The organism is Brachybacterium alimentarium, assembly GCF_002332425.1.
GTDB lineage: Bacteria > Actinomycetota > Actinomycetes > Actinomycetales > Dermabacteraceae > Brachybacterium > Brachybacterium alimentarium.
On the sequence record NZ_NRGS01000021.1, the window covers coordinates 12,655 to 35,961 of the forward strand.

Genomic DNA, 23,307 nt, shown 5'->3' on the forward strand with positions numbered 1-23,307 from the left:
GGTCGACTGCTCGGCCGCCGACTGTTCACTGCCTCACCGGCTCACCGGCTCACCGGCTCACCGGCTCACGGGCTGACTGGCTGACCAGCTCCCTCGCGTGCAGCTCCGCGAGCAGGGGAGGCTCTGCGCCGTCCCGCCCCAGCGTGAGCGCGGCGCTGCGCTGCGCGGTGTGCGCCCAGTTCTCCACCTGCTCCCGCTGCAGTACGCCGGTGCGAACGGTCTGGTCGCCGTCGTCCGCGATCACCGCGTACAGCAAGCCCGACATGAAGGCGTCCCCGGCACCGATGGTGTCCACCAGCGTCGCCGCCTCGGCGGGTATCCGGCAGGACCACTCCGACGTGCTGAGGAAACAGCCCTGAGCCCCGAGCGTGACCACGAACAGTCGCACTCCCAGCTCGTGCATCCTCGCCGCGACCTCCTCCGGCGCCGCTCCCGGATACAGCCAGTCGAGGTCCTCGTCGCTCATCTTGAGCAGATGAGCGCGGCCGGCCAAACGCTCCGTGCGCGAGCGGACCTCCACCTGGGGGACGCCGACCGTTGGGCGGACGTTCGGGTCGACCGACACGAGGGTCGCGGGATCGGCGGCCGACAGGGCGTTCGCGACGGCGGTCGCGCCGGGCTCCAGGACCGTCGCGAGGGACCCGGTGTGGAGAATCCGCGCAGTGGGCACCGCGATCGTCCCAGGGTCCCAGTCGATGTCGAAGCGGTAGCTCGCCGAGCCGTCGGCCCCGAGGGTCGCGACGGCCGTCGACGTGTGGGCCGGCGCCGGTGAGCCGCCGTCGGGCAGCCCGACGCCCGCCTGCTCGAGATGGGCGCGCAGGAGGTCGCCGTAGGCATCCGCACCGATGCGGCAGAGCAGGTCGGCGGGCACTCCGAGCCGCGCCAGACCGACCGCGACATTGGCGGGGCTGCCGCCGGGACGGACCCGCTCGACGCCATCGGCCCTGACCACGACGTCGATCAGCGCCTCGCCGATGACGTGGACGGCGGGCCTGCTCACGAGGCGGGCTCGGACAGCACGGTGACGGGCCCGGGCTCCGGGAAGATCTGCATGGACATCACGGCACGGCCCTCGTCGAGAAGGAGCTCCGCGGTCGATCGGTCGACGAGGAGGTCGACGTCGATCCGCTCGGACCCGGCAGCGGTCTGGTAGGGCGCGGTCCGTGAGTACCGGGGCGCGAACTCGCGCTCATGAGCGGCCGAGCGGTCCATGGTCACGCGCCCGCGGTCGTCGACCTCGATGACGAGCTCGCCGGCGTCGGAGCCCTCGCCGAAGCGGAGGCGCAGCGTCAGCGGTGAGTCCACGGCCAGCGTCCCGTGCAGTCGGAACGGCTCATCGGCAGGCAGCGTGGCGAGCTGCGCGCGCTGCGCCGTCACGTCGATGCGCCGGGTCGCGGGGACCGGGGGCATCACGCACTGCTGCCGGAGACGCGGAACGTCGCCTGCCTGGGCAGCAAGTCGGATCCGACGCGGCAGCGTCATCGAGGAGCGCCACGGGGCCGTGGGCGTCTCCATCACGTAGTCCCAGTTGTTCATCCAACCGATCATGAGCGGTTCGCCGGTGACGCCCGAGAACGAGACGGCGGCGTAGCAATCCGGCCCGAGATCGAGGGGTTCCGGGGCGCCCAGCGCCGTGAAGCTCCGGCCGTCGAAGTCGCCGACCAGCGCATAGGTGCCCGAGCCGCCGGCCGGACCGCCGGGGTTCGTGCTGAGGATGAGCACCCAGGCCTCCCCGGCGTGGACGCCGGAAGCGTCCTGGGCCGGGACGCGCAGGAGGTCCGGGCACTCCCAGATCCCGCCGTCGATCGCGGGATCGACGAACGTCGAGGCGTGCTCCCAGGTCAGGAGGTCGGAAGAGGTGTGGACGAGCACGCTGTGATCGAGCGCCTCGACAGTGAGCATGATCCAGGTCCCGGTCTCGGGATGGAAGGAGACCTTGGGATCGCGGAAGTTCTGGGACCCTCTGTCGAGGACGGGATTGCCCGGATAGCGGGTCCACGTGAGGCCGTCGTCCGTGGAGTAGGCGATCGACTGGGCCTGGATACCTGGGTGCGTGGGGTGCTGCGGGCCGTAGGCGCTCGTGTAGAAGGCCACGAGCGGCCCGGCCCCACCCTCCGACGCGAGGCCGGAGACGTTCTGCGCGTCATGGACGATGCTCCCGGAGAACACCATCTCGTCCTCGGCGAACTCCAGGGCGACGGGCAGCTCCTCCCACGTCGCGAGGTCGTCGGAGACGGCGTGGCCCCAGGACAGGTTGTCGTGCGTGCTGCCCAGGGGGTTGTTCTGGAAGAAGAGATGCCACCGGCCGTTGTGTCGGATGAGCCCATTGGGGTCGTTCATCCAGGTCGACGACGGCGTGAAGTGGAATCGGGGACGGTATCGATCCGCCGAGGGCAGGATCTGTGCAGTGGTGCTCATGGTCTCTCTGTCGATGGTGTCGATGGTGGGGCATCGGCGATGAAGGCCGTGCAGGTCGGGCTCGGTCAGGCGTGGTAGGCGGGCCCGGTCAGGCGTGCTGGGTGGGCCCGGCCAGGCGTGGTGGGCGGGCCCGGTCAGGTGTGCTCGGCGAACCGGTCGTAGGCGGCCTGGTAGGCCGCGAGGACTTCGCTCAGCCCGATGGACTCCAGCTGCGAGACGTATCCGTCCCATTCCTGCTCGATGCCGCCCTTGACGATCCAGGTCGCGATCTTCTCGGTGACCAGGGTCGTGATGTCCGCTTCGATGGTGCTGACGGTGTTCAGCTCGTCCACCGAGAGCATGACCGGAGGGTACTTCTCGTTGGCACGATGGGGCTCGTAGAACTCTGCGATCTGGGCCTGGCGCTCCGCGGCACGTGGCTCGGGCAGCACGACCGTCTCGAAGTCGTCAGCGGTGACGATCTTCGGGCCGCCGGGGGAGACCTTGACGCGTCGCTCCTGCTCGGTCTCGCCCTCGCCGACCGGGATCTGCTCGAGCAGGCCGTCGGCGTTCAGCTCCTGCGAGACGCCGATCGGGCCCCAGTTCGCCTGCGCGCTCATGGCCGGTTCGAAGAGCATGTCGGCCCATCGCATGGTCGCGGCGGCGTACTCGTTGGTGTGGGTGATCGCGAAGGCGCCGCGGTTGATCTCCTGGTTGTTGGCGACGCAGGCGCGCTGGACGCCGTCAGGGCCCGGGAAGATCGGCACGACCGCGTAGTGGTTCGCACGCTCGGGGCCGACGACCTCCGGGATCTCCCAGAAGAAGAAGGATCCGAGGGTCTCCGGGTCCGACTTCCCCTTGGAGACGAACTTGACGTAGTCCTGCGAGAAGGACTCCTGGTCGATGAGCCCCTCCGTGTACCAGCTGTGCAGCTCGGCGATCGCGTCGCGGAAGCCCTCGGTGTTCGCCGTGAAGACGACCTCACCGTCCTCCACGATGCGGTGATCGTGGTTGTCGGGCTGCCCGCCGATCGCGGCGATCAGGTCGGAGATGTCGCCGGCATCCATGAACGAGAGCGGGAGGACCCCGCCGGGGATGTCCTCCTTGAAGGCGAGCAGCACGTCGTGGTACTCCTCGACCGTCGTGGGCATCTCCAACCCGAGCTCCTCCAGCCAGTCGGTGTTGAGGAAGAGCATGCGGGGGAACTCGACGAGTCCCATCTCCTCCACGGAGGGGAGCGTGTAGATGTGCCCGTCGGATGCGGTGATCGCGGCCTTGATGTCCGGGCGCTCGTCCAGGATCGCGGTGAGGGTGGGGGCGTTCTCCTCGATCAGGTCCTCCAGGGCGATCAGGGTCCCGTTGGCGCCGTACTTGGCGACCTCGGCATCGGAGAGCCCGGAGGTGAACAGGGCGTCGGGCAGATCGCCGCCGGCCAGCAGGAGGTTCTTCTTCTCGCCCCAGACCTCGTCGGGCTCGTTGTTCCAGACGATCTCGATCCCGGAGTCCTCCTGCCAGGTCTTGACCAGCTCCATCGTCTCGAACTCCGGCGCGAGGGCTGACTTCGCGCCGCCGAAGGTGAGCGTCAGCTCCTCGGTCACGATCGGTTGGCCCGAGTCGGTCAGGCCGACGTCGGCGGAGAGGTCCTCGGTGGTGCGCTCCGAGGGGCGGGAACAGCCCGTGATCCCCAGCATGGTGACGCCGAGGGCGGTGGCGGACAGGGTGAAACGACGGCGGGAGAGCATGGCGGTACTCCTTCGTATCGGTGATGCAGGGAAGGGGGATCCGAGGATCCGGACGGTGGGCGGACCTGCGGGTCAGCTCTTGAGCGCGCCGAGGGTGGCGCCCTTGATGAAGTGGCGCTGGAGGAACGGGAAGGCGATCAGCAGCGGGATCGTGGAAACGACGATCATCGAGTACTTGAGCAGCTCGCCCATCTTCTGCGCCGCCGCCGTGCTGTCCATCGACGCCATGTCCATCCCGGAGGCGGAGGCCTGGGATTGGATGAGGACGTTCCGCAGGATGAGCTGGAGCGGATACTTCGATTCATCGTTCAGATAGATCATCGCGTCGAAGAATGCGTTCCAGTTCGCCACGAGATGGATCATCACCATCAGCACGATGAGCGGTTTCGAAAGCGGGATGGCGATTCCGAAGAAGAAGCGGAAATCGGAGGCCCCGTCGAGCTGTGCGGCTTCTCGCAGCTCGGAGGAGAGGTTCTGTTCGAGGAACGTGCGGGCGATGATCAGGTTCCAGACTCCGACGGCGCCGGGCAGCACCACGGCCCACATGGAGTTGAGCATGCCGAGCTCCTTCACCACGAGGTAGCGGGCGATCATGCCTCCGTCGAAGAACATCGTGATGACGAACAGGATCATGAACAGGTTGCGCCCGGGCATGTCCTTCCTGCTCAGGGCATAGGCGCCGGTCATGATCATCGTGACGCTGAGCGTGGTGCCCACCACGGTGTACAGCACGGAGTTCGCGAAGCCGCGCACGATCGTCGAGGTGCCGAAGATCGTCGCGTATCCGTCGAACGTGACCCCTCGAGGGAAGAGGACGACCTTTCCCTGCTGCACGAGGTTCGGGTCGGAGATCGAGGCGATCACGATGAAGTAGAGCGGATAGACGATCACGATGATCGCGACGGCGATCAGGCCATAGGTGACGACCCCGAACAGCGGGTCGGCCATGCGGCGATAGAAGGGTTCCTGACGCAGGGAGTTCTTCGCAGGGGACAGTGCGCTCGACATGCTCATCACCACAGACTCGATTGGTTGGCCTTCTTCGCGACCCAGTTGAAGGTCAGGAGAAGCAGGAGGTTGAGGACCGAGTTGAAGAGCCCGATGGCCGCTGAGTAGCTGAACTGGGCGTTCTGCAGACCGGTCTTGTATACGTAGGTGTTGATGACCTCGGAGGTGGGGAGGTTGAGGTCCGTCTGCATCAGATAGACCTTTTCGAACCCGAGGTTGAAGATGTTCCCGACGGCGAGGATGAACAGGATCGTGATCACCGGCAGGATGCCGGGGATGTCGATGTGTCGGATCCGCTGGAAGCGATTCGCGCCGTCCATCCGTGCGGCCTCGTGCAGCGACGGGTCGATGGCCGTCAGCGCCGCGAGGTAGATGATCATCGAGAAGCCGGCGTTCTGCCAGATGTCCGACCCGATGTAGAGGGGGCGGAACCATTCGGGGGTGCCCATGAAGAAGATCGGCTCGCCGCCCAGCAGCGAGATCGCGTGGTTCACCATGCCGGAGCTGGGGGAGAACAGCAGGTGGATCATGCCCACGATGACCACGACGGAGATGAACGACGGCGCGTAGAGGACGGTCTGCGTCATCCGCTTGAACCGCTCACTGGGCAGCTGGTTCACGATCAGCGCGAGGATGATGGGGACAGGGAATGCCACCAGCAGGCCGACGGTGTTGATCGTCAGCGTGTTCGCGACGAGGCGCTCGAACTGGAACGAGGTCACGAAGGCGACGAAGTGGTCCAGTCCCACCCAGCGGCTCCAGAAGAAGCCGTCGACCGGGTTGTAATCGCGGAACGCGATCTGGGCCCCGTACATCGGCCAGTACTTGAAGACGATGAGGTAGACGAGCGCCGGAGCGAGTAATACGTATAACTGCCAGGCATGAAGCATGCGGAGGGGCAGGCGTCTTCTCGCGCGCCGAGGGGGAGGTTCAGGCGGCGAGGCCGGAGTCTCCTCGGGTTCGGCATCGGTCGTCGAGGCAGTTCCGACGTCGGTGGCGGTGAGCGAATGCGACATCATCGTCCTTTCGGGGGGCCAACGGATTCTCGGTGGATGACCGGGCAGTGGATCAGGTGGACCTCGGCGGGCGCGGAGGCATCGAGCACGAGGGCGGCTGCTCGATCGCCCATCTCCGCGAAGGGCAGCTGCACCGTGGTCAGCGGCGGCTGGAAGAAGTCGCGCAGCACGTCCTGGTCGTCGAAGCCGACGATGGAGATGTCACCCGGGATCTCCAGGCCTTTCGCGGAGAGGGCCTGATAGGCGCCGAGGGCGGTGCGGTCGGTCCCGCAGAAGATCGCCGTCGGGGGAGAGGGGAGGGCCAGGAGATCCTCGACAGCGTCGACCCCTGAGCGATGGGTCCCGTCCCCGGGGCGCACGAGAGCGGGGTCGCGTGGGAGGCCGGCCTCGGACAGGGCGCGGCGATACCCCTCGAGCCGGCCGACGGCGGCGGGGATCGTGGAGTGGATGTTGATCATCGCGATGCGGGTGTGGCCGGCGTCGAGGAGGGCGCGGGTAGCCTCGTACCCGCCGGTGACCTCGTCCGGGACGACGCTGGGGGCGCGACCTTCGACGTCCCGGGCGTTCAGGCAGACGACACGGGTGTCGAGGGCAGCTCGCGGGATCTTCACCTCTCGATGGAACATCGCGGTGTAGAGGATGCCGTGCACCTGGTGGGAGAGCATCGTCTCGACGGCGGCGCGCTCGAGGGCGTCATCGCCGCCGGTGTCCACCGTCATCAGGGTGTGGTGCTCCTGCCAGGCGCGGTCCTGGGCTCCCTTGATCATCATGCCCGAGAACGGGGAGGTCGCGACCTCGTCGCCGACCAGCCCGATGATCTCCGTGCGGCCGGTCTTCAGGCTCTTGGCCTGGAGGTTGGGTCGATAGCCGAGCTCCGAGGCGGCATCCCGCACCCGCTGGGCGGTGGTCTCCGAGGCGCGGCCCGCATAGGACCCGCTGAGCACGATCGACACGACGGCCTGGGAGACGTCAGCGCTCGCCGCGACGTCGTGCATCGTGGGGCGGTGAGCCATGCGTCCTCCTCGGGTCAGTCAGGCGAGTGGGCTGGGGTGGGGCCCTGTCGCGGTGGATCGCGCGATGCTGCGCGGGTTCGGCGGACAGGACGTTATTCGTATGACGGAGATAGTGCACCGCCGTGGATCCCTGTGTCAAGCAGGCGTCGGGCTCAGCCGTCCGCCGCCTCGTCGTCCCCACGATGGCTTCGCCGCGCCTCGCGGTCGACCATCATCAGTACGTCGACCGGGCCGCCCTCCGCGCCGAAGGCATGGGGGAGCATCGTGTCGAACTCGGCGCTCTGGTTCGTCTCGATCCGGTAGCGTCGATCGCCCAGCAGCAGTGTGAGCGTGCCCGAGAGCACCACGAGCCACTCCTGGCCGGGGTGGGCGCGGGTCCGATCCGGCGGAGGCGGCGGTCCGGTCACGCGGCGACGCAGGACTATGGTGCCGGGGGAGCGGCGCACCTGCCAGTGCAGGGAGTCGGCGCCGCGATCCACCATCGCATTGGAGACGACCTCGTCCTCCTGCACCTCGACCAGCTCGTCCAGGCTCGTGTCCAGGCCCCGGGCGAGGAGCACCAGCTGATCCAGCGCCAGGCGGCGCTGTCCGTTCTCGATCCGCGAGAGCGAGGAGGGGCTGAGATGGGTGCGCTCGGCGAGGTCGCCGAGGGACAGGCCCTGGGCGAGGCGCAGGGCACGGAGTCTTTGCCGAACGAGGCTGTCGACATCCCCAAGTTCTTGCGTCATGAGCAAGAGGCTATGCATTGCAGGCAACCGTGTCTAGCGTCGAGGACATGACATCACCGACTGCTTCCGTGTCCACCCCTGCTTCTGCGTCCATCTCCGCTTCCGCTTCCGGTACCGCTTCCGGTACCGCTCCCGCTTCCGTGCCGGCCGACGTCGCCGGGTCGCGTGCTGCCTCGGCGTTCGCCGCTGCGGCTGCCGCCGGCCCGGCGCACGAGTCGGATCCGTTGCCCGACGGTCTCATCGACGTCGTCGTGATCGGCGGCGGCGCCGCAGGCTTGAACGGCGCACTCATGCTCGCCCGCTCCCGCCGTTGGGTCGTCGTGATCGACAGCGGGGATCCCCGCAATGCTCCGGCCGACGGGATCCACGGCCTGCTCGGCAATGAGGGCACCCCGCCCGCCGAGTTCCTCGCGCGCGGTCGCGAGGAGGTGCGCCACTACGGGGGCGTGATCATCTCCGGCGCAGTCGCCGAGGCTCGCCCTGCGGGCCGGTCCGCCGACGGGGACCTGCGCTTCACCGTGGATCTCGTGGACGGTCGCCGACTCGCGGCCCGCCGCGTGTTGGTCGCCACCGGTCTGCGCGACGAGCTGCCCGCCGTGCCGGGCCTCGCCGAGCACTGGGGTCACGGCGTCGTCCACTGCCCGTACTGCCACGGCTGGGAGGTGCGCGATCAGGCGATCGGCGTGATCGCCACGCGCCCGGCCTCGTTCCACCAGGTGCTCATGTTCCGTCAGCTCAGCGACGACATCATCGTGTTCGTCGCCGACGGGGTCGAGGTCGACCAGGCCTCCCGGGAGCGATGCGCCGCGCTCGGCGTCCGGATCGTCGAGACCGGCCTCGAGGAGGTCGTCGGCGATGGAGCCGGCGGAATCTCCGGCGTGCGTCTGGTCGGGGGAGAGGTCGTGCCGCGCAGCGTGCTCGTGGTCGCGACCGTGATGGGGCCTCGCCTGGACGGGGTCGATGGTCTCGGTCTCGCGACCGAGGAGGTCCCCGGAGGAATGGGGGAGAAGATCTCCAGCGGCATGGCCGGGGCGACCGAAGTGCCCGGAGTGTGGGTCGCGGGCAATGCCACCGACCCCGGTGCTCAGGTGGGAGCCGCCGCGGCGGGAGGAGCGCTCGCCGGCGCGCATATCAACGGCATGCTCGTCGTGGCCGATGCGGACAGGGCCGTGGCCGCTGCCCGCGAGCACGCGGCAGCCTGACCCGCGTCGTCGGAACGGCACTGCCCCGACCTTCGGTCGCGGTCGGGCAGCTGGGGCACGCAACGATCGAGCCGTGCAGCACACGCTCTTCGACGCGCGAAGAGGCGTGTGCTGCACGGCTCGAGGTGGTCACGTGCTGATGCACTGAGGCACTGAGGCACTGAGGCACTGAGGCACTGAGGCACTGAGGCACTGAGGCACTGATGCACTGATGTGCGCGCCGTCGCGCTGAGGGCTGTCCGGCGATGTCGCCGTGAGGCGAGCTCTCCAGACGGGCCTGCCGTCAGCTGCGTGCCGAGGCCGCCTTCTCACGGCGGCGACGGGCACGGCCGGAACGGCCGACGGGACCGGTCGTGCGGGCGTGGCGATGGCTCGCCAGATGCGCCGCCGAGGACAGGTCCACCTCGATGACGGGGTAGACGTTGCCGTCCTCCCAGGTCGTCGAGAGGTCCGTCGGACGATCCGAACGGGTCAGGTAGCGCACGCCGGCGCTCTGGTCGCGGAAGACGACCGTGCGGGTCCCGGACTGCTGTGCAGCGGTCGGGGCGGCAGGGGTGGTCGGACTGTACGTGGTGTCGATGGTGGTCATGCTGTTCTCCTTCGGCGCCGACGAGAGGTCGACGCATGCGACGTCGGCCGGGGCCGACGCAATGATCGTGGGTGCTGGACTCTCACCAGCGGGGGTCATGTCACGGGAGTGCTCGCCCGGGAGGGCGGCGACCCGGAAGCGCACGTGCTGCGGACCCGGTCTCAGCGGTTCGCCGCGAAGTCGGGCCGAAGCTGCACGGTCGCGCGGTGTGGAAAGGTCGCGCGCATCGCTTCGGTGGCAGCAGCTGTCGAGCCGGGAGTTACTCGTCCATGAGGCGCTCAGAGCGGTGTTCGGTCACCGTTCTTCGCCGCGGACTCCAGCTGCGGACCTCTGACTACAGTCCCCTACAACGACGAAGTGCGCAAGTCTATTCCCGTTCTCGTCACGTCTGGTACTGCCGGATGCGAGCCAGCAGTTCCCCTCCGTCGGCTGATCCCGCCGACATCTCCGGACCCGACCGTCCGGCCCCGATCATCTGTGGCTGTGGCTGTGGCTGTGGCTGTGGCTGTCGACTCGACGTCACCATCCGGTGCCCGGTGCCCGGTGCCCGGTGCCTGGTGCCTGGTGCCTGGTGCCTGGTGCCTGGTGCCTGGTGCCTGGTGCCCGGCGCCCGGCGCGGGCTGGGAGCAGCCCGCGCCGGGCACCAGGTCTCAGGGTCGGGAATCCCGTCGGTTCTTCAGCCAGCCGTCGACGATGTCCCACGCCGAGATCCCGACGAGCCCGAACACCAGGAGAATGCCGAGAACCCGCATGGTGTCGGGCTGGACGCCGTTGTCGACGAACGCGAGATCCAGGAACTCCGGGTTCAGCAGGAGGTCATGACCCAGGAGGGTCAGCGCCCAGCTCAGGAACACCACGGCGAGAGCGGTGTTGAGCACCGCGGAGGCCGTCGTCCAGCGGCGCCGAGCGTAGATCATCGCCGTCAGACCCACCTCGAGGGCGATGATTGCGAGCAGCGCGAGGATCCCCCAGGGCCACAGGTCGGGATGCAGGATCGGGACCCCGTGTCCGTCGATGCGCGCGAAGCCGCGGGCCTGATCCCACAGGATCACCCCGACGCCGATCACGCCGAACACGATCGAGGCGATGAGGTCCGCGCGGCCGGCGCCCGTTGGTCGCGGCTCGTGCAGCTGGTCCACATCCCACTCCGCGAGAGTCGTCTCGCTGCCCGTGCGCTCCAGGATCACGAACACCAGCGTGACCCAGAAGGCGACGTGCACGATCGCGCCCAGCCCCGCGGCGATCGAGGCGCCGATGACGTCACCGATCGGCACGTCCTCGATCAGCTTCCCGAGCGCGACGCCGCCGAACGCGCAGATCGGCACGATGATCAGCAGCAGCTTCAGCAGGCGCCACCAGGTGAGGTAGAAGCGCGGGCCGATCAGGTGCAGCGGACGGTCCGAGTAGCTCGCGGCGAGGATTCCCGGGTCGCCCAACTCGGTGAGCACGGCGCGCTCGGCCTCGCTCCTCTGCTCGCCCTGGTCCAGGCGGGCCTCGACGGCGTCGGCGATGGAGGCCTCGAGCTCCGCGCGCACATCGTCCTGCAGAGGCGCCGGGAGGGAGGTGATGGTGGTGCTGATGTAACGCTCGGTGAGAGTGGTGGACATGTCAGTGCTCCTCGTCCGTGCTCGGGCCGGTGCTGGTCTCGTGCAATGAAGCGATCGCGGAGGCGAGCGCCCGCCATTCCTGTCGGAGGATCTCGGCCAGGCCGAGGCCCTGCTCGGAGGTGACGTAGAACTTGCGCGGTCGAGAGTCCTCGGTGTTCCACTCGCTGGTCAGGAAGCCCTGCTTCTCCAGGCGCCGCAGCAGCGGATAGAGCGTGTTCGCGTCGGTCGCGAATCCTCGCCTCTCGAGCTGCTCGAGCAGGGCGTAGCCGTACCCGGGGGTGCGCAGCAGCTGCAGGCACGCGAGCACGACGGTGCCGCGCCTCAGCTCCTGCAGATGGGTGTCGAAGGGTTCGCTCATGCGACACACCATAGTGTGTGAGGCACAGTGTTGTCTATGGGATTGGTCTGTGGCGTGGGTCAGTGACTGCCGAGCGGTCGCGCAGTGCTGCGACCTGCCTGTTCGCGATGCCCAGCGGCGGAACGGCTGCGCACCGGACACTTACGGATCCGACGGATCCAAAGGGTCCGACGGGGTCAGCGCGGTCGGCGGGCGCTGAAGCGGTGCTGCAGCTGCGGGGAGTGGCCGGGGGCGACACCGTGAACGCGATCCAGTTCGAGCACCTCGGTCAGGGGATCAGCGCGCACGTCCTCGAAGCCCGCGGCCTCCCACTCGGCGACGATCTGCTCGGCCCGGGCGCGTCCGAAGGGCAGGCGTGCGAAGGCGTCCTGGTCATAGGCGGCGGCGAAATCGTCCTGACGAGCGGTCCCCCGGGGAAGGTCCGCATCGTCCCCGAACCAGGGGGCGTCCACGGCCACGAGCACGCCTCCGGGGCGCAGCAGCTCGTGCCAGCGGCGCAGCGCGGTAGGGGCGTCGCGCAGGGTCCACAGCAGATACCGCGAGACGATCGCGTCGAAGGAGCCCGGGGCGCAGGGCGGGTCTACCGCATCGCCCGTGACGAACGTCGGCGGATGCGGATGGCCCGCGCACTTGCCCCGGGCACGTTCGAGCATGCCCTCGGCGAGATCGATGCCCGTCACCTCGTGCCCGGCGCCCGCGAGCAGCAGGGCCACGTTGCCGCTGCCCGTGCCCACGTCGAGGATCGTGCTGGGCCCCGCGGGGAGCACGTCGGCCCACACGCGCGACCAGGTCTCGCGCTCCTCGGGATGGGCGAGCCGGGACATCTGGTGCTCGTCGTACTCTGCCGCGTAGCGCGTCCAGTAGTCGTTCCAGCGAGCCTGGTCGGGGTCAGCGGTGGGCGTCATCGGTCGTCTCCTGGGCAGTGTCCGCGGGCGGGGTCGCCCCGACGGTGGGTGTCTTGGTGAACGGGATCGCGGAGGTGGCGGGCGTGCTCGAGCCATGCTCCGGCTCCTGGCCGCGGAACAGGAACTGGGTGATGCCGTCGTCGGCCATGGCGCGTTCGGCGGCGACGCCGTAGGTGGCGCTCACCAGGTGCGCCGCCAGCGCGACCCGGGGCGGGCCCTTGGACTGCACATGGCCGTCGGCCAGCACGACCACGCGATCGCAGTAGCGCGCGGCGAGGTTGAGGTCGTGCAGCACCACGATGGTCGCGAGGTTCTTCGCGCGGACGATCCGCAGCACGTGGTGCTGCGAGCCGATGTCGAGATGGTTCGTGGGCTCGTCCATGAGCAGCAGGCGCGGCTGCTGGGCGAGCGCCCGCGCGATCAGCACCCGCTGCTTCTCGCCGCCGGAGAGCAGGCCGAACTCCCGACGGGCCAGATGCAGCGCGCCGCAGTCCTCGAGCGCCCGGGCCGCGATCTGCAGGTCGGCGTCGGACGTGGACCCGAAGGTGCCCGAGTGCGGGATCCGGCCCAGCAGCACCACGTCCGCCACGGTCAACGGCACCTCACCGGAGATCTCCTGGGCCATCACCGCGATGCGCTGTGCCCGCTCGCGACCGGCGTAGCCGCCCAGGTCACGGCCTTCGAGCAGCACCTGGCCGGCGTCGGGCACGAGCTCTCGATGCAGGATCCGCAGCGCAGTGGTCTTGCCGCTCCCGTTGGGCCCGACGAGGCCGACGATCTCGCCGTCGTCGACTCTCAGGTCCACCCCGCGCAGCACCGGTTTCGCGCCGAAGGCGTGCGTGAGACCGCGCGCCTCGAGCACGGGTGCGGGCGGCTCGGCGCCGGGACCCGACGGTGCTCCTCCGGCGCGCGGGGCCGTGCCCGGCACGTCGGGCCCGGGGCTCATCCCTCGATGTCGAGCAGCCACTCGTGGATCCTCTCCAGTCCGTCCACGACCAGCGGCGAGGCGGGCTCGGCGAAGTTGAACAGCAGCGGCAGCGCCGCGTCGCCCTGCACGGCCCGCAGCCCCGCGAGCTGGTCCTGGCCGACCATCTCGTCGGCGACGTCGCTGCCGTCGCCCTCGCCCTGATAGAGCACGATCAGCACGTCGGGATCGGCGGCCAGCAGCGGCTCGGAGCTGATCTCGAACACTCGCTCGGCGGTGTCGGCGAAGACGTTCTCGATGCCCAGGGCGTCCAGCTGCGCGGTGACCATGGAGCCGGCGCCGTAGGTGTACAGCGGGCCGCCGCCGAGCGAGGGATACAGCACCGCTGCAGTCGTGATGGTGAGGTCCTCCGCGGAGTCGGAGACGGTCGCCACCCGATCCTTCAGCGTGGTGATCAGGTCCTCCGCCTGCTGCGTGCGGTCGAAGATCCTGCCGTAGGTGCTGATCGTGGAGTACAGCGTCTCGAAGCTCGCACGGTCGTCCTCGGTGCTGCAGTAGATGTCCTGGACCATCACCTGGGCGCCGGCGTCCGCCAGGGCCTCCCGCGTGACGCCGTTGGGGAGCCCGAACACGATGTCCGGGGACTGGGCGATCACCACCTCCTGGGAGATCTGCAGATGACCGGAGGCGTCCAGATCGTCCGAGAGCGTCTCGATCATCTCCACCCGCGTGTCGAGATCCTCGCTGTAGTAGCCGGGCGGGAAGGCTCCCGCGCGGGCGACGACCTTGTCCAGCACGCCGATCCCGTCCAACGTGGTCACGGGGGCGGACTCCAGCAGCACGATCCGTTCGGGCGGTGCCTCGAAGGTCAGCGTGGCCTCGCAGTTGGAGAGCTCGAGCGGAAAGCCCTCGGCGGCGGCCGCGCCGCCTGCGCCCGACCCGTCGGCTGAGCCGTCGCCGCAGGCAGTGGCCGTGATCCCGAGGACCCCGGCCAGGCCTCCGGCGAGGGCGGAGCGTCGGCTCACAGGCCGGCTCACAGGCCGGCTCACAGGCCGGCTCACTGGAGGCGCGGACACCGGTGCGGCAACGTCGGACTCGGCGGCCGCGGCTGCCGGTGCGGCGGAGCGGTGGACGGGCGGCAGATGCATGGACGGGACGACCTTCTCGGAAACGGGGGAGCAGAAGAGCGGGGGACAGGGGAGTGAGGGAAAAGGGGGCTGGCGAGATGCTGCGCGGAGAGCGCGGGACGTCGGGGCGGGGTGCTGGGTGTCGGGTGCTCGGTGGACGACGGATCAGGGGCGTCGGGCATGGAGGCGGCGCACCAGGATCAGCAGGAACGGGGCGCCGATCGCGGCGGTGATCACGCCGATGGGCAGTTCGCGCGGCTGCATGACCACGCGTGCGAAAGCGTCGGCCCACAGCAGGAACAGGCTCCCCAGCAGAGCGCTCGCCGGGATCAGCACGCGGTGCCGGGCGCCGACGAGGCGGCGCGCCAGGTGGGGGATCACCAGGCCCACGAAGCCGATCGCGCCCGCGCCGGCGACCGCGGCCGCGGTGCACAGCGAGACCGCGAGGAGGAACCCGATGCGGGCACGATCCGGGGAGATGCCCAGGCCATGGGCGATCTCGTCGCCCGCGCTGAGGGCGTCCAGCACGCGTGCGCCGAGCGTCATCACCGCCACCCCGATCGCGGCGGCGCACACCGCGATCAGCAGGAATGCGTTCCAGCGGGCCAGCGACAGCGAGCCCAGCATCCAGAACATCACCGAGCGTGAGCCCTCCGCGGAGTCCGAGGAGAAGATCAGCAGGTTCGTCACGGCGGTCAGCGCATAGCCGACGGCCACTCCGGACAGCAGCAGTCGCAGCGAGGTCACGCGCCCGCCGGCGCGGGCGATCGCGAACACCAGCAGGGCCGCGCCGAGCGCCCCGACGAAGGCCAGCACCGACTGGGCGTATTCGCCCATCGCCGCGCCGACGCCGAAGAGGATCGCAGCGGCGGCGCCGGTGGAGGCTCCGCCGGAGACCCCGAGGATGTACGGGTCCGCGAGCATGTTGCGCACCATCGCCTGCAGGGCGGCGCCGGAGATCGCGAGGCAGGCGCCCACGGCCGCCCCCATCAGCACGCGCGGCAGGCGCACGGTCCAGATGATCGCGTCGGTCGAGGCATCCACCGGGGCCGACGACGCGAAGGGCAGTCCGAGATGCTGGGAGATCACCTGGATCGTCGTGCCGGCCGGGATCGACACCGGGCCGAGACCCATGCAGAGCATCAGGCTGACCACGGCGGTGACGGTGAGCAGAGCCACGATCGCGGCGGAACGACGGGAGCGGGAGCGCACGCCGAGCGCATCGGGACCGCGAGAGCCGTCGGGCCCGCGCGCCCCACGAGGTGACGGCCCGCCGACGTCGCCCAGTGGACGAGACTCGGCGGCGTCGGTGCTGGTGGACGTCGTCTCGTCGGCGCTGGAGGGCGCATGTCCTGCGGCGCCGGTGGTGATCGCCATGCCCGTCCTTCCGCACGTCGAGTGAAGTACTTGAAGGACTCTACAAGTATCCGACGGTGCGGCGATAGCCGGAATGGGGGACGGGCACCTGGGGGCGATGACCCTCAGCGATCGGGACTCAGTGATCCGGAGGGTGCTCGTGGGCGTGCTCGTGCCCGTGCTGGTGCTGGCGCTGGCGCTGGTGCTGGTGCTGGTGCTCGTGCCCGTGGTGGTGGATGCCGGGCAGGTGGCGGGATCCCAGATCGTGCAGGAGGGTGTGGGCGAATCCGTCGGCGAGCTCATAGCGCACTTCGCGTCCCGAACGTCGCGCCCGCACCAGTCCGGAGTCACGCAGCAGGGCCAGCGCATGCGAGGTGGTCGAATCGCTCGCATCGATCGCGCGCGCGATGTCCGAGCTGCGCACGCCCGGGTGGGCATGGAGGCAGAACAGGATCCGCAGGCGTCGCTGATCGGCGAGCAGGGCCATGTGCTCGGCCATCTCCTCGAACCCGGTCACGGAGTCCAGCAGCTCGGTGAGCTCGGCGACGAGATGGTCGTCCCGCGGGGTGGAGTCGTCGGCCCGCACGTGCAGGGGGTGGTCGGCGTCCATGAGACCAACCTACCGGGGTCGGAGACGGGGATCGGGGGCGGCTCTGGCCATCAGGGCGGCGGTCGCCTACGCTGTAGTGACCAAAAGGCTGAAGCTGGTCAGTACACACCTCTGATCCGTATTCCGCACCCTCCGCACCCGAGGAGATCTGATGCCCCGCCCGCGCATCCCGGAGCGCCGCCGTCGGATCCTCGACGCCGCGCGGGACCTCGCTCTCGACCTCGGCTGGCGATCCACCACCGTGGCGCGCATCGCCGAATCGGCGGGTGTGGGCAAGGGCGCCGTCTACCTCGAGTTCGAGGACAAGCAGGCCATCCTCGACGCGGCGCTGCGGCGCAGCATGCAGGCCGCGACCGCCGAGGTGCACCGTCGCGTCAACGCCGCCGACGACCTGGTCGACCTGCCCGCCGTGTATCGCTTCGGGGTCGAGGCGCTGCTGGCCGATCCGCTCCTGCGCTCCCTCCATCTCGGGGACACCGAGGTGCTCGGCGATCATGTGCGCGCCGTTGACGATGCCCGATATCGCGAGCGCTTCGACTGGTTGGGTCGGTACGTGCGGCGCCTGCAGAGTGCTGGGGTGATCGATCAGGGCGTCGACGGCGACGTGCTCTCACAGGTGCTGAGCACCTTCACCATCGGTCTGCTCAACGCCCCGGCGAGCATCGGCCCGATCACCGACGACGCTCTGCGTGAGAGCGTCGCCCTGTTCGCCGACCTCATGGGGCGAGGCCTCGCTCCCGCTGCCGTGGAGCGATCTGGCACGGAGACTGATCCCGCCGCGGCCCGCTCCGCTCAGCTCGAACTGCTCGACGCCCTCACCGCTCAGCTCGACGATCTGGAGCAGACATGACCACCACTGCATTCGACACCGAGGAAGACCTCACGGTGCTCGGAGGGCCCGTGCGGCTGTACCGGGCCGGGAGCACCGGGCCGCCCGTGCTCCTGCTGCACGGAGCCATGCTCGACACCGCGCACGGGATCTGGCACGACGTGGTCCCCGTTCTCGCGACGGATCATCAGGTGCTCGTGATCGACATGCCCCGGCACGGAGCGAGCCGGCCCTGGTCAGGCTGGCTCGGCGACGCCTTCTACCGGCGGTTCCTGCCCGCGCTGCTCGACGAGCTCGGCCTCGACGACGTCGCGATCATGGGGTTGTCGATGGGCGGCGGCGCCGGCATGAGGTTCGCGCTCGAGCATCCCGAACGTGTCCGTGCCCTGATCGCCGTCAACCCAGGCGGACTCGACCGGAAGCGCCCGTACCATCTGCTGACCTGGCTGATGCTCCGGGTCCCGGGCCTGCTGCGGGGCTCCACCTGGGTCATGGCCCGCTTCCCCGGCTATGTGCGCTCCAGCCTGATCCCCAGCCTGGCCGCGGGGGAGGACACTGCTGGATTCGCCCGGATCATCGCCGGCGTGCAGGAAGAGGCGCGCGAGAAGGAGCGGTTCGGCGAGCGGGCGATGGACGACTGGCAGATCGACTGGTACGGACCGCTGCGCACCCGGTTCGGAGGCATCGAGGAGCTGCGGGGGCTGCGCGTCCCCACACTCTGGGTGCATGGTGACGACGACCCGCTGATCAGTCATGACGAGATGGCCGCCGCGCACGCCGCCACCCCTGGGTCGCGATTCGAGACCGTGGCCCGCGCCGGCCACCTGCTGCCCTACGACCAGCCCGAGAAACTCGGAGAGCTCGCCCGGGAGTTCCTCGCGGAGGCGTGACGATGTCGTCGTCGTGGCCGTCGCCCTCGTGTCAATCGGTGCCGGGCGCGACGGCCATCTCCAGGACCTCCAGTCCGGAATCGGGGTGCGTGCCGGTGCGCAGCTCGTAGGCCACCTCGCCCAGCTGTGCCCGTTGCCCTGCGACCGGCGCCGCGCCGACCTTCTCGGTGCACTCGACCAGCATCCGGTTCAGACGGTCGCGGAGCTCGGCCTGCGAGAGCCTCGGGGCGGAGAACTGCACCTCGACCCCGTCGAGCGCCCTGAGCCCGTGCGTGCGCACGGCGGGACGACCATCGGCCAGAGGCTCGGGGTGCACCCGGCAGGTGGTGGGCAGCTCCGCCTCGATATCGGCGAGGAACTGCTCGGGCAGGGCCACATGTCGCTGATGGGGCAGCCAGATCGCGGCCGCCTTCCCCGCCTCGGCCAGCATCGCCGCCATGGCCGCGGCTCCCGTGACGGTCGCGCCGTCTCCCGGGCGCTCCGGGGAGATCGTGAGCACGGTGGCATGGTGCGCGACGGCCTCGCGCAGTGCTCCCTCCTCGCGCAGTGCTCCCTGCCCGCTCGAGGCGCCATGCCCGTGTAGGGCGAGGTCCTCCTCCAGGGCCGACGGTGCGAACCGGCCGCCCACTCGCCATCGCAGCGGCTCCGGCCCGATCGGCAGCACGAACTCATCGATGCCCTGGGCGCCGAGCTGCTCCGCCAGGTTCGGCAGCACCCCGTCGAGCACCTGGCCCAGATGCTCGGCCGGCTCCCGCAGCAGCACGTGCAGACGCCACGGCGCCGGCCCGTCGGCCGCTGCATCGCGCCCCGGATCGACGACGGCGGTGACCCCCGCCTGCTCCCACCGGCCCAGCAGCATGTCCCCGCCGGAAGGGACCGAGGCCTGCAGTGCGAGCTCCTCCGGGGTGGCCGGGAGCACCGCCAGCAGCTGCACCGGGCCCTGCGGGGTGGAGGCGTTCATGAGCTGGGGCGGATATCCGTAGGGCGGCCCGATCAGCGCTCCCGTGAACGGCACCGACTCGTCGCACGGCACGCCGTCGCGGGTGATGCTGTGGCCCCAGTCCAGCACCGAGCCGTCGGCCCCGGGGATCCGTGCGGTGTCCTTGAGCAGCTGCAGCGGCCAGGAGTTCGCCCCCGTCTCCAGGAGCTCCTGCTGCGGGGGATCGATCCCCGGCCATCCGGCGGGCAGCCCGAGGAGCAGTTCGAGCCGATACTCGCCGCCGCTCGAGCTGTCCGAGTCACCCGACGCGTTCGGGGCGTTCGAGGCATCCCAGTCGCCCGAGGCATCCGAGGCATCCGAGGCATCCGAGGCATCCGAGGCATCCGAGTCGCCCGAGGCGCCCGCGCCGCTCCCGATCGCGGAGCGCATAGGTCGCTCCGACAGCCCGAGCGTGACCAGCGTGGGATGAGGGACCTGCTCCGAGGGCGCGAAGACGGCCAGGTCCACGGGATGCTCCTGATCCACGGTCTCGGGGGCGATGACGTACTGGTCCCCGAGGAACTCCGTCAGGTGCGCCAGCAGCGCCTCGCGGCGTGCGGTCTCGTGCGGCGGGCGGCTCATGGTGCCTCCGGGGTGGTCGGTGGGATCCGTGCAGGAACCATCCTCCCGCGGATCGCTCTCACCGGGGACGGTGGGGTGCGGTGGCGTCGGCCCCTACACTGGCGCGCGCATTCGCACCCGTATCGGCACCTGTTCCCGAACTGATTCCTGAGGTACTCGCGATGGTCAACCTTCTCTGGGGCCTCGGCGGAATGGCAGGGCTCCTGCTGATCGCCTTCGCCCTGTCCAGCAACCGCCGGGCGATCCGGCTGCGCACCGTGATCGGAGCCCTCGCCCTCCAGGTGGGCTTCGGGGTGCTCGTCCTGTACTGGGGGCCCGGGCAATGGGCGCTCGGGAAGGTCTCGGCCGGTTTCCAGGCCGTCATCGACACCTCCGCGGAAGGCATCAGCTTCCTGTTCGGCCCGCTGATCCCGGCCGACGGCGAGGGCAGCGTGTTCGCCCTCCAGGTGCTGCCGGTGATCATCTTCTTCGCCTCCCTGACCGCTGTGCTCTATCACTGGAAGATCCTTCCCAAGGTGGTCTCTCTGCTGGGCGGCGGCCTCGGCAAGCTGCTCGGCACCGGGTACGCGGAGTCCGTGAACGCCGCGGCCAACATCTTCGTGGGCCAGACCGAGGCACCCCTGGTGATCCGGCCCTACATCAAGCGCCTGTCCCGCTCGGGGCTGTTCGCCGTGATGGTCGGCGGGCTCTCGACCGTCGCCGGCTCGGTGCTGGTGGGCTACTCGCTGCTCGGCGCGCCGCTGGAATACCTGATCGCCGCGAGCTTCATGGCCGCCCCGGGCGCCCTGCTCATGGCGAAGATCCTGCTGCCGGAGGACGATCCCGACGCCCTGGCGCGAGAGGCCGCCCTGGTCGAAGCCAGCAGTACGCGCTCCGGGAGCCGCGGCACGCAGACCTCCCGCGTGGAGGGCACCACCGCCGAGGCCGCAGCGCCTCCGGCCGACGCCGCGCGCGCCACGGATATCGGCGTCACGGATGGCGGCGTCGCGAAGGCCGCTGAGGATGCTGAGGACGCCGAGGCACCCGAGGACGTTGAGGACACCGAGGACGACCTCGAGGAGATGCAGTACAGCAACGTCATCGACGCCGCGGCGGGCGGCGCAGCCGACGGTCTCAAGCTCGCCGCGACCGTCGGCGCCATGCTGCTGGCCTTCATCTCGCTGATCGCCCTGATCAACCTGCTGCTGGGTACCGTCGGCGGTTGGTTCGGGGCCGGGGACCTGACCTTCCAGCAGATCCTCGGTTGGGTGTTCGCCCCGGTGATGGCGATGATCGGCGTGCCGTGGAACGAGGCCGTGAGCTCGGGGAGCTTCGTGGGCCAGAAGGTCGTGGTCAACGAGTTCGTCGCCTTCGCCGGTTTCGGCCCCCAGATCGACTCGTTCAGCCCGAAGACCGCAGCGATCACCACCTTCGCGCTCACCGGATTCGCGAACCTCAGCTCGCTGGGCATCCTGCTGGGCGGGCTCGGCGGCCTGGCCCCGAGCCGTCGCTCCGAGATCGCCCAGCTCGGCCTGAAGGCGATCCTCGGCGGCACCCTCGCGAACCTCATGAGCGCCGCGATCGCCGGGGTCCTGCTGGGCTGAGACGGGGCGGCCGGTGGAGGCCGGCCGCCCCGCCCGACGATCAGCGCTCGTCGGCCGCCAGCGCCTGCTGCCAGAACTCGGCCTCGAGGCGGGCGGCGGTGCGGAACACGCCCAGCAGCTCCTCGAACCGCTGTGCGCTGAGCGAGCCCGACGACAGAGCGTCCAGCTGGGCGATGGCACGGCCGGCCGCCTGCTGGAAGTCGTCGCCCGCGTACTCGGAGATCCACGCCCCATAGGGATGGTCGGGCACGCGCTCCAGCTGCGGCTCGAGGCGCTCGCCGATCTCGGCGTAGCCGATCGTGCACGGGGCCAGCGCGACGTTCAGATCCAGCAGGTCACCGGCCTGCCCGCAGTCCAGCACGTACCGGGTGTACGCGACGGTCGCGAGCTTCTCCGGCGCCGACTCGACCGCCTCTCGGGGGATGCCCCACTCGCCGGTGAGGCGCAGGTGCAGATCCATCTCGGCGAGGATCGCCGAGAGGCCTCCGGCCGACGCGGTGAGGTCGGCCAGGGTGCGCGATTTGTAGGCGGCCAGCGCATTGGCGCGGGCGAACTGCACCAGGAACAGGTAATCCTGCACCAGGTAGTCCTGGAAGGCGGGCAGCGGCAGGGTGCCGGCACCGAGCTGCTCGACGAAGGCATGGTCGGTGTATGCCTCCCACTCGGGGAGGGCGGCGGCGCGGAGATCCTCGAACAGGCTCATCGGGCACCTCCGACGAACGGCGTCGAAGAGGACTGGTCGAAGAAGTCCAGCTCCAGCTGCACCGTGCGGTCGAAGAATGTGCGCGCGACCTCGGGGTTCGCGGGACCGACCTGGTCGAGCTCGCGGCGCAGGAAATCCACGAGGTCCACGAAGCCGGGGTTGTCATGCAGGGTGATCCACTCGGCGTGGACGAAGCTCTCCGGCAGCGGACGCGGCGCCGCGGCAGCCCAGTCCAGGTAGAGCCACTCGGTGACCAGGAGGACGGCCAGCACCGCGCCGTAGTCCCGGGTGTCCGCCGCCTCGTGGAACAGGGCGAGGAACCCGTCGGTCGCCGGGGTGTTCGGCACGTTCTGCCGGTCCTGCTCCGTGACGCCGAGCGCCTCGAAAGAGCGCAGGAAATAGGTGTTCTCGTCCCCGGCCACCTCGCCGACGAACTGCGCGAATCGCAGCCGTGCCTCGAACGTCCCTGCCGTGGCGATCGCGGCGCCGAGCAGCGCCAGGAAGCTGTCGAGGAAACGGTGGTCCTGGATCAGGTAGCCGGCCATCACCTCATCGGAGATCGTGCCGTCGTGCAGCTCGGCGACGAACCGGTGCTGCACGGCGGATGTCCAGGTGGGTTCGCTGCCCTCGCGCAGGGAGTGGGTGAATGACGTGCTCATCGGGGAGGCCTCCTCGGTGATCGGTGATCGGTGATCGGTGATCGGTGATCGGTGATCGGTGATCGGATGGGCCGGGTGCGTCTCTCGCATCCCGGACGATCACGGGGCCGCCGACGAGCCGTTCGCGCGAAGAGGTGTCCTGCCGATGCGTGGCGTCGTGCGCGATGTGTGCGCCGGATGCCGGGCGCGGCATCCGGGACCGTGCAGGGCACCGGCGGTGCGCACGGTGTCGGATGCGGAGCACGGCAAAGGACCCTGAGCAGGGCATGACGGCGCGAGATGGTGCTGCGCTCATCCATGACATCCCTCCGCGAGTGCGAGCTCGTTCAGGTTCGGCGGGTGTGTTCTCAGCCCCGGTGGGGCACCCCGTGTCGTCGCTCGAGCATATCGCGGGCTCTCCGCGAACGGGGAAGCCTCCAGCGCACGAAGGTGATGCAGGGAGGGAACCGACCAGCGGGGAGCCTAAAAATGTCCCTCCCGCTCGATGTCAAGCTGTGTG

Annotated in this window: 22 protein-coding genes and 1 riboswitch; of the genes, 4 read left to right on the top strand and 18 right to left on the bottom strand. The window is 69.7% G+C overall.

The features are described from left to right. Positions 1-49 precede the first annotated feature (49 nt). From CIK71_RS12330 to CIK71_RS12360, 7 genes are all read right to left on the bottom strand, one after another. A complete protein-coding gene (locus CIK71_RS12330) occupies positions 50-1,000 on the bottom strand; it encodes a carbohydrate kinase family protein (RefSeq protein WP_158542056.1) in 951 nt (316 codons plus the stop codon). After that, a complete protein-coding gene (locus CIK71_RS12335) occupies positions 997-2,418 on the bottom strand; it encodes a glycoside hydrolase family 32 protein (protein ID WP_096165984.1) in 1,422 nt (473 codons plus the stop codon). Before CIK71_RS12335 ends, CIK71_RS12330 begins: the two co-directional genes overlap by 4 nt. A 134-nt stretch (positions 2,419-2,552) precedes the next feature. Beyond that, positions 2,553-4,139, bottom strand: a complete 1,587-nt coding sequence (locus tag CIK71_RS12340; RefSeq protein ID WP_096165985.1) for an extracellular solute-binding protein — start codon at positions 4,137-4,139, stop codon at positions 2,553-2,555. A 72-nt stretch (positions 4,140-4,211) separates the two neighbouring features. After that, entirely contained in the window at positions 4,212-5,153 is a 942-nt protein-coding gene (locus CIK71_RS12345; protein ID WP_096165986.1) for a carbohydrate ABC transporter permease, read from the bottom strand. Further along, entirely contained in the window at positions 5,153-6,037 is an 885-nt protein-coding gene (locus CIK71_RS12350) for an ABC transporter permease (protein ID WP_176485641.1), read from the bottom strand. The genes CIK71_RS12345 and CIK71_RS12350 overlap by 1 nt, the downstream gene beginning before the upstream one ends. 125 nt (positions 6,038-6,162) lie before the next feature. Next, positions 6,163-7,176, bottom strand: coding sequence for a LacI family DNA-binding transcriptional regulator (locus tag CIK71_RS12355; protein WP_241964193.1), 1,014 nt, complete (start codon positions 7,174-7,176; stop codon positions 6,163-6,165). Positions 7,177-7,328: 152 nt separating this feature from the next. Then, positions 7,329-7,904, bottom strand: a complete 576-nt coding sequence (locus CIK71_RS12360) for a helix-turn-helix domain-containing protein (protein ID WP_096165988.1) — start codon at positions 7,902-7,904, stop codon at positions 7,329-7,331. 47 nt (positions 7,905-7,951) lie between these two features. Here CIK71_RS12360 and CIK71_RS12365 point away from each other — a divergent pair, with 47 nt between their 5' ends. After that, positions 7,952-9,106, top strand: coding sequence for an NAD(P)/FAD-dependent oxidoreductase (locus tag CIK71_RS12365; RefSeq protein ID WP_096165989.1), 1,155 nt, complete (start codon positions 7,952-7,954; stop codon positions 9,104-9,106). Positions 9,107-9,389: 283 nt separating this feature from the next. Here the strand turns inward: CIK71_RS12365 and CIK71_RS17535 are convergent, their stop codons facing one another. From CIK71_RS17535 to CIK71_RS12410, 8 genes are all read right to left on the bottom strand, one after another. Beyond that, positions 9,390-9,695 carry a 50S ribosomal protein L31 gene (locus CIK71_RS17535; RefSeq protein WP_114307499.1) on the bottom strand — a complete coding sequence of 102 codons (306 nt, stop codon included), beginning with the start codon at positions 9,693-9,695 and terminating at the stop codon, positions 9,390-9,392. A 650-nt stretch (positions 9,696-10,345) separates the two neighbouring features. Continuing rightward, on the bottom strand, positions 10,346-11,302 hold the full coding sequence (locus CIK71_RS12380; RefSeq protein ID WP_096196378.1) for a permease prefix domain 1-containing protein: 957 nt from the start codon (positions 11,300-11,302) through the stop codon (positions 10,346-10,348). Between the two features lies 1 nt (position 11,303). Further along, positions 11,304-11,660, bottom strand: coding sequence for a PadR family transcriptional regulator (locus CIK71_RS12385; RefSeq protein WP_096165990.1), 357 nt, complete (start codon positions 11,658-11,660; stop codon positions 11,304-11,306). A gap of 176 nt (positions 11,661-11,836) precedes the next feature. Next, positions 11,837-12,565 (bottom strand): class I SAM-dependent methyltransferase, encoded by a 729-nt coding sequence (locus CIK71_RS12390; protein ID WP_096165991.1) that lies wholly within the window; start codon positions 12,563-12,565, stop codon positions 11,837-11,839. Continuing rightward, positions 12,549-13,532 (bottom strand): ABC transporter ATP-binding protein, encoded by a 984-nt coding sequence (locus CIK71_RS12395; protein ID WP_241964194.1) that lies wholly within the window; start codon positions 13,530-13,532, stop codon positions 12,549-12,551. Before CIK71_RS12395 ends, CIK71_RS12390 begins: the two co-directional genes overlap by 17 nt. Further along, a complete protein-coding gene (locus tag CIK71_RS12400) occupies positions 13,508-14,515 on the bottom strand; it encodes an ABC transporter substrate-binding protein (protein ID WP_241964195.1) in 1,008 nt (335 codons plus the stop codon). The genes CIK71_RS12395 and CIK71_RS12400 overlap by 25 nt, the downstream gene beginning before the upstream one ends. A 267-nt stretch (positions 14,516-14,782) precedes the next feature. Continuing rightward, the gene (locus CIK71_RS12405; protein WP_096165994.1) at positions 14,783-15,994 is read right to left on the bottom strand and encodes a FecCD family ABC transporter permease; all 1,212 of its coding nucleotides are present in this window, start codon (positions 15,992-15,994) and stop codon (positions 14,783-14,785) included. Positions 15,995-16,112: 118 nt separating this feature from the next. Continuing rightward, entirely contained in the window at positions 16,113-16,583 is a 471-nt protein-coding gene (locus tag CIK71_RS12410; RefSeq protein WP_096165995.1) for an ArsR/SmtB family transcription factor, read from the bottom strand. 151 nt (positions 16,584-16,734) lie between these two features. Between CIK71_RS12410 and CIK71_RS12415 the strand changes: the two genes are divergently transcribed. Beyond that, positions 16,735-17,433, top strand: a complete 699-nt coding sequence (locus tag CIK71_RS12415; RefSeq protein ID WP_096165996.1) for a TetR/AcrR family transcriptional regulator — start codon at positions 16,735-16,737, stop codon at positions 17,431-17,433. Next, positions 17,430-18,302 (top strand): alpha/beta fold hydrolase, encoded by an 873-nt coding sequence (locus tag CIK71_RS12420; RefSeq protein ID WP_096165997.1) that lies wholly within the window; start codon positions 17,430-17,432, stop codon positions 18,300-18,302. Before CIK71_RS12415 ends, CIK71_RS12420 begins: the two co-directional genes overlap by 4 nt. Positions 18,303-18,333: 31 nt before the next feature. Here CIK71_RS12420 and CIK71_RS12425 read toward each other — a convergent pair whose 3' ends face one another. Further along, on the bottom strand, positions 18,334-19,863 hold the full coding sequence (locus tag CIK71_RS12425; RefSeq protein ID WP_096165998.1) for a suppressor of fused domain protein: 1,530 nt from the start codon (positions 19,861-19,863) through the stop codon (positions 18,334-18,336). Positions 19,864-20,024: 161 nt separating this feature from the next. On the opposite strand from CIK71_RS12425, the gene CIK71_RS12430 reads away from it, so the two are divergent. After that, the gene (locus CIK71_RS12430; RefSeq protein WP_096165999.1) at positions 20,025-21,446 is read left to right on the top strand and encodes a NupC/NupG family nucleoside CNT transporter; all 1,422 of its coding nucleotides are present in this window, start codon (positions 20,025-20,027) and stop codon (positions 21,444-21,446) included. Positions 21,447-21,486: 40 nt separating this feature from the next. On the opposite strand, the gene CIK71_RS12435 is transcribed toward CIK71_RS12430, so the two are convergent. Continuing rightward, positions 21,487-22,149, bottom strand: a complete 663-nt coding sequence (locus tag CIK71_RS12435; protein ID WP_096166000.1) for a TenA family protein — start codon at positions 22,147-22,149, stop codon at positions 21,487-21,489. Then, on the bottom strand, positions 22,146-22,808 hold the full coding sequence (locus CIK71_RS12440; protein WP_096166003.1) for a TenA family protein: 663 nt from the start codon (positions 22,806-22,808) through the stop codon (positions 22,146-22,148). The genes CIK71_RS12435 and CIK71_RS12440 overlap by 4 nt, the downstream gene beginning before the upstream one ends. A gap of 286 nt (positions 22,809-23,094) precedes the next feature. Next, positions 23,095-23,187: riboswitch (TPP riboswitch) on the bottom strand. Positions 23,188-23,307 lie beyond the last annotated feature (120 nt).